Here is a 7,565-nt window from a genome sequence, read left to right on the forward strand (position 1 = left end):
ACGATATCCAGATAGAAGAACTCGTAAAGCTAGCTCCTGATGCTATAATCGTGTCAAACAAAAACTACCGCGAAGAGCTGGTAAAGCATGGATTTAACGTATTTTACGCGCTTTTTACAAACTATGACGATATGAAAAAAAGTGTGATGATGACAGCTGAGATAATCGGCGATGATGCGGTTAAAAAAGCTAAAGAGTTTAATGACTATTTTGACGCAAATTTTAAGCTCGTAAATGACATCACAAGCAAAATTTCAGCCTCCGATCGCCCAAAAGTGCTTCACATACTAAACGGCACAAATTTGCTAAAGGTTGATGGCAAAAAGACTATCATAAACGAGTGGATCGAGCTTGCAGGCGGAGTTAACGCCATCGAAAAAGAGGGCAATATGATAGAGATCACCGCCGAAGAGATCATCAAGGCAGATCCTGATGTGATCATCGTTGGAGGCGTTAAAAACGAGCAAGCCGTTGAAAAAATCTATAAAGACGTAGTATTTTCGGGACTAAAAGCGGTTAAAGATAAGCGAGTTTATGGAAATCCAAGCGGAGTTTTTAGCTGGGATAGATATGGCTCAGAAGGTGCTCTTCAGATACTTTGGGCGGCTAAAATCTTGCATCCTGAGAAGTTTCAAAATATCGATATGAAGGCTAAAACTAAGAAATTTTATAAGCAATTTATGAACTACGAACTAAGTGACGAGGAGTTTGGCTACATCCTAAAAGGACTAAGTCCGGAGGGTAAATAGTTCAAATTTCATAAAACTATCAAAGAAAGAAGCTCATGCAAGAATTTTACGAAAAGCTGGCTTTTAACTATTTTGTATTGGGCGGAGCGGTTTTGGCTATCGCGATAGCTTGCATGGCTTCTTTGTTTTATGATGATGAGAATTTAAAATTTTTAGGCTCTTTTTGTTTGCATGAAATTTTGATTTTATTTCTGCTCTTTTTTCTGCCTTCGGTTGTGTCGTTTTTGTATCTTAAATTTGTAAATTTTAAAGCCGATAAAAAGGTGCTTTATAATCTTTTAATAATGCCATTTGGCGAGATCATGATAGCTATATTGCTTTATTTTTTACTTACCCAAGGCGCTATGATACATGAGTTTGCCTTGCTTTTTGCACTGCTTGCGTTGCCTATGTTTGTAGTTAACGCATTTCAGGTTATCTTTGCGAAATTTACTTTTAAAGGCTAGTTGTGAGTTTAAAACTGATAAAAAGGCAATTCTCGTTTAAATTTATGCTCATCTTGCTTGTCGCGCTTACTTTTATAACGGCAGTTTTGGCTCTTGGCATAGGTAGATTTAGCGTGGGTTTTAGCGATGTGGCGCGCTCTATGCTGGCTTTGATCGGATTTGAGTTTGAGATACCTCAAAATATCTATAACGTCGTTACGCAGATTCGCCTTCCTCGCATTATTGCGGCGATTTTAGTAGGAGCTGCGCTTGGAGTAAGCGGCACCGCGTATCAAGGAGTTTTTAGAAACCAGCTTGTAAGCCCCGATCTACTTGGTGTCTCAGCGGGCGCTTGCGTAGGTGCAGCCAGTGCGATACTGCTTGATTTTTCACTGCTTGGTATTCAGGCTATGGCATTTGTCTGTGGGCTGATCGCCGTTGGCATGACGCTAAGCATACCAAAGCTTATGGGTCGAGCAAGCACTCTTATGCTCGTGCTTTCAGGTGTCATCGTAAGTGGACTAATGATGTCGATAATCGGCTTTTTAAAATACATCGCAGACCCAGAAACTAAGCTAGCTGACATTGTTTATTGGCAGCTTGGAAGCCTGGCTAAGGTAGATGTGTCAAATTTATACGTGCTTGCTCCTGTCATGGTGGTTTGCGTGATCTTGCTCATACTTATGAGCTGGCGGATAAATTTGCTCTCGCTTGGCGATCTTGGTGCTGCTAGGCTTGGCGTAAATGTCGCACTTGAGCGAGGCGTCATCATAGTTTGTGCGACGTTGCTTACGGCAAGTAGCGTTTGCATAAGCGGTATAGTGGCTTGGATAGGGCTTTTGATGCCTCATCTTGCACGCATGCTAGTAGGAGCCGATAACTCAAGAAGCATACCGGCAAGCATATTTATGAGTGCGATTTTTTTGGTTATCGTTGATACTTTGGCTCGCACGATGAGTGTTAGTGAAGTGCCTCTTGGTGTGCTTACGGGCTTTATCGGCACGACCTTTTTCATCTGGGTGCTTTTTAAAAACAAAAGGGTTGTTTGATGCTTGAGATAATCGATCTAAATTTTGCCTATTCAAACGGTGCCGGACGTCTTAAAAACGTAAATTTAAGCCTTAAAAAGGGTGAATTTTTAACCGTGCTTGGTAAAAACGGCGCAGGCAAATCAACCATGCTTGGTCTAATGAGCGGCATGCTTAAGCCAAATTCAGGCAAGGTCATGCTAAATGGACGAAACGTGCTTGATATGAGCAACAAAGAGCGAGCTAAGCTTATGGCTTATGTGGCTCAAAGCGAGGTTTGCGAGTACGAATACAGCGCGCTTGAATACATCACAATGGGTCGGGCGGCTCATCTTGGAATTTTTGCTAAGCCTGCCAAAGAGGACTACGAAACAGCTAAAAAATACATCCAAATGCTTGGTATTGGCCATCTTGAGAGCAAATTTATAACTCAAATGAGCGGAGGAGAAAAGCAGATGAGTTCTATCGCCAGAGCCCTTACTGCCGAGCCTGAACTCATCATCTTTGATGAGCCTACGTCTGCGCTTGATTTTGGCAACCAGTATAAGTTCTTAAAGATGGCAAAATGGCTGCTTGAAAAGGGCTACACCATAATCCTAACCACGCATAATCCTGACTTTGCCATCTTGCTTGGCGGAGTTGTGGCACTTGTGAAAAACGGCGGAGAGGTCGAGTGCGGGAGTGTAAGCGAGATAATCAAAAGCGAAAATTTAAGCCGGCTTTATGATACTGCGCTTGATGTGAGCTTCGTTGAGAGTGTAAAGCGAAGTTGTTGTTTAACTTATCCGCTTTAAGCCAAAGAGCCAAACTTTAGCAGTTTAAGGCTCTTTTTAAGTCTGAAATATACAAATTTTGCTGTCTTTTTAGATAAAGATATAGAATCGGTATTAGAAGTTTATTTTTAGGTTTTATTTTTTCCGTGAAATTTAAGATGGTTTGCGAGTTTTCTTCTTTGAAAATTCCGATCCAAGTTCCCTTTATACTCTCATTTTCTATCTTAAGCTCAAGCCTTTCATGAGGCTTAAAAAGAGTGATTTTAAAATTTGTTTGGCGACCGTTTTTTGAAATTTCTACAAAGTGAGTTTCATCTAAAATTTTAGTCTCTTTTAGATCGCTGCGCCACGCACACTCTTTAAAAGAGGTGACAACCTGCCAAACTCTTTTGATATCGCAGTTTATCTTTGAGGTGGTAGTGCAAGTTGTCATCTTTCATCCTGAGATTAGTCCATATCGTCAAGCAATTCTTCGTTTGATTTTACGACAAGACCTGATCCATGCACTACGCTTGGGATACAGCTGGTGCAAATTTCAACCTCTTGACCGTTTTTGTGAGCGTGGATAAATACGGCGTTTGAGTTTTCTTCGCTGGTTATTCCGCAGACGTTGCATGCATAAATTCCGTTTATTTTCATTATAAATCCTTTTTGAAATTTTGCTTATTTTAACTTGAAATTTAAAAAGCCAAGATGATTTAAATCAATTCAAATTGTAGCAAATTTAAAGATGAATTTGCTCTTTTTGAAAGAAAAAGTGCGAAAAGTAAATCACAAAGAAAATTTGCAAAAACAGCCCGACAAGCGGTATCAAACAAAGCAGATAAAATATAAGAGCGGTAAATTTATACTCATATCCACCCATGTCAAGCAGAGCTACCTCAAAGCGGTTTTTGCTAAGCGTATTTGAGCCGATATCGATAAATAAAAGCGAATAGTAAAGATAAAAAAACGGCACGTTTATGATGAATAAATTTAAGACCGGCACAAATAAAAGCGGGAGGCTTATGAGAAAAAGAAGGCTAAATTTGCCTATCACAATTGCCATAAGCTTTAATGATCTAGCTAGCGATATGGTTTCAAATTTGGGCAGTTTGTAGTGTCTTTTGTTTATCTCGTCAGTTACGACCGGAGTTAAAAACCCGGCCACGATGAGTGCTATAAAAACTGAAAGTATAAGCACTAAAAATGTACCCGTCAGATAAAAGAGAGCAGAAACTACCCACTTCGTAACGCCGTATGATAAAATCGCGGTGATATAAGGATGAGCACTTTCGTCTAAAAAGCTAAAATCCCCGCTTGCGGCACCCATGCTTAAGGCTGTGTAAATTTCCTTGCCGCCAAATATCATAAGCGCACCTAAAATAATAATGCTAAGCACAAGCGGCAGGGTCGAAAGGATAAGAAATTTAGCCGTTAAAAAGTCCTTGACGGCGAGGTTAAAATTCTTTATCATTTTACTTTTTTATACTCTGTTTCAAGGGCTTTGTATATCTCGTCTACACCGTTTAAATTTAGCTTTAAAATTTCGCTCATGATGACATTGTCTTCCTTGCCGTTCCAGACTTTTTTGTAAGTGCCGTCTTTGTAGCCGTTGTTTTGGCGGAAGCTATTGAGCACGTTTTTGCCGATGTAGCATTCATATAGCGAGTGTAAATTTACGCCGCATTTTAGGCTCATCGCAAAATACACTTTAAGCAGGTCAAACAGCTGAAATTCAAATCCGCTTGATTTGTGTATGAGCATCTCTATGTCGTTCATCACTTCATAGATGCTTTCGTCTTCGATATTGTAAGCGTCTTTGCAAAATTCGTTAAATCCGCTTGAAGCGCAGATATCTTCGCTTAGCTTAGTTATATCTCCTAAATTTTTTATCTTGTATTGTTCAAGCATAAGGCTCATCAAAAAGTGCCAGATATCAACAACTTCAACGCGTAAATTTTCTTTGTTCGTAGGCGCGTTTATGTCTTTCCAGTGCTTCCATGCAAAGCTGTCTATGAGCTCGGCGCACTCCATATATATGCAGCGTCTCCAGTTTATAAGCTTGCCGTTTTTATTTATGCCCTCTTCCCAGCCTATGCCGTTGGTTTCGTCGTTTAAAATTTGCTGTAAATTTAGCATTTGAGTTATCATCTCTTGCGCATTCATAAAAATTTCCTTATTTTCAAATTGCGAGATTATAACGAAAATTTAATAACAGCTACATTGCAAACGCTAAATTTAGACTAAACGTAGAGTTTGAAGCTGTCAAGCTGCTCGATTAAATTATCAAATAGCTTTTTGGAAGTTTCAAGCAGGTTTAAGTCAGCCTTGTTTTGCTTTAGCAGTTCGTCAAATAGCCTTAGAGTGCCTTCGCTGACAAAATTTTTGTGATTTATATCTTTGATGGCAGGAAGCTCTTTTTTAAGGCTGTTTGCAAGGTTTGTGAGTTTAGTAAATGCAGGAGTTTCGTCCGCTTTTACGTTTTTCATAAACTCGTCTATTTTAGGAGTGATACTTTCAAGCGCTTTAGCTAACTCTTTTTTATCGTTTTCATCAAGCCCGTTTCCGACATAAGAAAAGCTATATCCATACTCGTGCGTTAGCGTCAAAGAGCGGCTTTGAGCGTTTGAGGAGCGAGAGCTTTCGTATTCAACGCTTTTATTATCATACATCGAAAATTTGATCTCATCTCCGCTACTGGTTTTAAAGCTGAAGTCGAAGTTGTTGAAATTTGCGTAGCTTGAATTAATCTGCATAAAAATCCTTTTTTGTTTTTTAAATCGTCAAATCTCAACCAAACTTAATAGCGATTTTTGTAAAATTAAACAAAAAAGGCTTAAAATGTGCTGCTTTGGAGCGAGAGTTTTTGCGCTTATTGCGATAGCTTGTCTGAGTTTTATCCTGCATAAATTCTATCCGCAAATTCCGGTTATCGCTTATTATCTGTTACTTGCAAATTTGCTTGCGTTTGTTATGTTTGCGCTATTTTTTAAAGATCTTTTGCCTAAATTTGTAAAGCCTTCCGCAATTCACTATTTTTCGCTAATCGGCGGCGTTTTAGGCGGACTGGCTGCGACTTTAGCGTTTAAAAAATTTGAGGGAAATTTCTTAAAAATTGAGCTTGTTTTGCTTGCTTTTTGGATATTGATCGTATCTTACATAACGCTAAATTTCACTCAAGTTTCGGCATTTTTTGTGGGATTTTTAAGCTAATGGATGAGAGAATTTTAAAATTTATAAGCAGGATGCACCTGCTTAGCCTTGCTGTTATAAGCGATGCTAAACCCTACGCGGCAAGCTGTTTTTATGCCTTTGATAGAGAGAATTTTAGTCTTATCGTAGCCGGAGATGATAAAACGACTCACATTAAAGCGCTTGAAATTTCAAGTGAGGTTGCAGGCACCATTGCACTTGATACGAAGATAGTGGGCAATATAAAAGGCGTGCAGTTTAAAGGCATGATGAGGCGAGCCAATGAAAGTGAGAGTAAAATTTACTTTAAGAGATTTCCCTATGCACTTGCGATGAGGCCTGAAATTTTCACTATAAAACTAACTTGGGTAAAATTCACCCATAATGCGCTTGGCTTTGGAAAAAAGATAGAGTGGAACAGAAAATTTTTGATTTAAATTTATGCTGAAATAATTACACAATTTATTGAAATATCTATTTTTTACTATCTGGATTCAATATTTTTACAAAAATTTTTAATATATCGCATTCATATTGTACTAAAGTACAATATATTAATCTTATATTAATTGATATAATTCATGCAAAATAAAATTTTAAAAAGGATGAACATGTCAAATTTAGTAGGCGTTGTAAAGCAACTATTCGGAAATGTTGTTGCAATAGATTCTTTTGGTAATGAAAGAGTTCTTAAAGTAGGTGATGAATTAATGGTTGGAGAAAAAGTTGTGACTCTATCTCCTGACGCAAAGGTTATTATTACTAATAAAAATGGTGTAGAAATAACTATACTTGGTAATGACGAACTTGTATTAGACCAATCCTTGATAGACTCAGGTTCTAGTAGTAATGTTCTAGCAGGCATAGGAGATTTGCAAAAATCCATATTAGAAGGACAAGGATTAGAGAATTTAGAAGCTACTGCGGCAGGCGGAGGATCTTCTGTTAATTTAGAAGGTGCTAGTTTGGGGTCAACAAGCTTTATTGATGCCGGACGTATAAGCAATGTATTTGAAGGTTTTAGAGGTTTAAGTAATGTTCCACAATCATCTTCAAGTATTTTTAGTGCAAATTCCAGCTCTATGCCTAATGCTTCAGAACCAAATGCTCCAGCACCTATAAATCCAAGTCAGCCTGATCAACCAAGTCAGCCTGATCAACCAAGTCAGCCTGATCAACCAAGTCAGCCTGATCAACCAAGTCAGCCTGATCAACCAAGTCAACCTGATCAACCAAGTCAACCTGATCAACCAAATCAACCTGATCAACCAAATCAACCTGATCAACCAAATCAACCTGATCAACCAAATCAACCTGATCAACCAAATCAACCTGATCAACCAAATCAACCTGATCAACCAAATCAACCAGGTGGTTCTGGTGGTTCTGGTGGTTCTGGTGGTTCAAATCAACCGA

12 protein-coding genes are annotated in these 7,565 nt (G+C 38.7%); 7 read left to right on the forward strand and 5 right to left on the reverse strand.

Features of this window, described 5'->3' with window-relative positions; all coding sequences use genetic code 11:
• The 4 genes from CDOM16190_RS10255 to CDOM16190_RS10270 form a co-directional block, all read left to right on the forward strand.
• Positions 1-749: ABC transporter substrate-binding protein (locus CDOM16190_RS10255; RefSeq protein ID WP_170020717.1), on the forward strand; the 749-nt coding region annotated here is incomplete at its 5' end.
• A 35-nt stretch (positions 750-784) separates the two neighbouring features.
• Positions 785-1,195: a hypothetical protein gene (locus CDOM16190_RS10260; protein WP_170020719.1), complete on the forward strand. Its 411-nt coding sequence runs from the start codon at positions 785-787 to the stop codon at positions 1,193-1,195.
• 44 nt (positions 1,196-1,239) lie between these two features.
• The gene (locus CDOM16190_RS10265; protein ID WP_170020742.1) at positions 1,240-2,223 is read left to right on the forward strand and encodes a FecCD family ABC transporter permease; all 984 of its coding nucleotides are present in this window, start codon (positions 1,240-1,242) and stop codon (positions 2,221-2,223) included.
• Positions 2,223-2,996, forward strand: a complete 774-nt coding sequence (locus CDOM16190_RS10270) for an ABC transporter ATP-binding protein (protein WP_170020720.1) — start codon at positions 2,223-2,225, stop codon at positions 2,994-2,996. The genes CDOM16190_RS10265 and CDOM16190_RS10270 overlap by 1 nt, the downstream gene beginning before the upstream one ends.
• Before the next feature lie 16 nt (positions 2,997-3,012).
• On the opposite strand, the gene CDOM16190_RS10275 is transcribed toward CDOM16190_RS10270, so the two are convergent.
• From CDOM16190_RS10275 to CDOM16190_RS10295, 5 genes are all read right to left on the reverse strand, one after another.
• Positions 3,013-3,408 (reverse strand): polyketide cyclase, encoded by a 396-nt coding sequence (locus CDOM16190_RS10275; RefSeq protein WP_170020722.1) that lies wholly within the window; start codon positions 3,406-3,408, stop codon positions 3,013-3,015.
• Between the two features lie 14 nt (positions 3,409-3,422).
• Entirely contained in the window at positions 3,423-3,614 is a 192-nt protein-coding gene (locus CDOM16190_RS10280; protein ID WP_169976189.1) for a hypothetical protein, read from the reverse strand.
• A gap of 85 nt (positions 3,615-3,699) precedes the next feature.
• Positions 3,700-4,431, reverse strand: a complete 732-nt coding sequence (locus CDOM16190_RS10285; protein ID WP_170020724.1) for an EI24 domain-containing protein — start codon at positions 4,429-4,431, stop codon at positions 3,700-3,702.
• Positions 4,428-5,123: a dUTPase gene (dut, locus tag CDOM16190_RS10290; RefSeq protein ID WP_170020726.1), complete on the reverse strand. Its 696-nt coding sequence runs from the start codon at positions 5,121-5,123 to the stop codon at positions 4,428-4,430. Before dut ends, CDOM16190_RS10285 begins: the two co-directional genes overlap by 4 nt.
• Positions 5,124-5,200: 77 nt before the next feature.
• Positions 5,201-5,713, reverse strand: a complete 513-nt coding sequence (locus tag CDOM16190_RS10295) for an ATP/GTP-binding protein (protein ID WP_170020728.1) — start codon at positions 5,711-5,713, stop codon at positions 5,201-5,203.
• A gap of 85 nt (positions 5,714-5,798) precedes the next feature.
• Between CDOM16190_RS10295 and CDOM16190_RS10300 the strand changes: the two genes are divergently transcribed.
• The 3 genes from CDOM16190_RS10300 to CDOM16190_RS10310 form a co-directional block, all read left to right on the forward strand.
• Positions 5,799-6,170, forward strand: a complete 372-nt coding sequence (locus CDOM16190_RS10300) for an L-arabinose ABC transporter (RefSeq protein ID WP_170020730.1) — start codon at positions 5,799-5,801, stop codon at positions 6,168-6,170.
• Complete coding sequence (locus tag CDOM16190_RS10305) at positions 6,170-6,586, forward strand: hypothetical protein (RefSeq protein ID WP_170020732.1); 417 nt, start codon at positions 6,170-6,172, stop codon at positions 6,584-6,586. Before CDOM16190_RS10300 ends, CDOM16190_RS10305 begins: the two co-directional genes overlap by 1 nt.
• A 174-nt stretch (positions 6,587-6,760) precedes the next feature.
• On the forward strand, positions 6,761-7,565 hold an 805-nt coding region (locus tag CDOM16190_RS10310; protein ID WP_170020740.1), incomplete at its 3' end, for a retention module-containing protein.

This window comes from Campylobacter sp. RM16190, from assembly GCF_012978835.1.
In the GTDB taxonomy this organism is placed as follows: Bacteria; Campylobacterota; Campylobacteria; order Campylobacterales; family Campylobacteraceae; genus Campylobacter_A.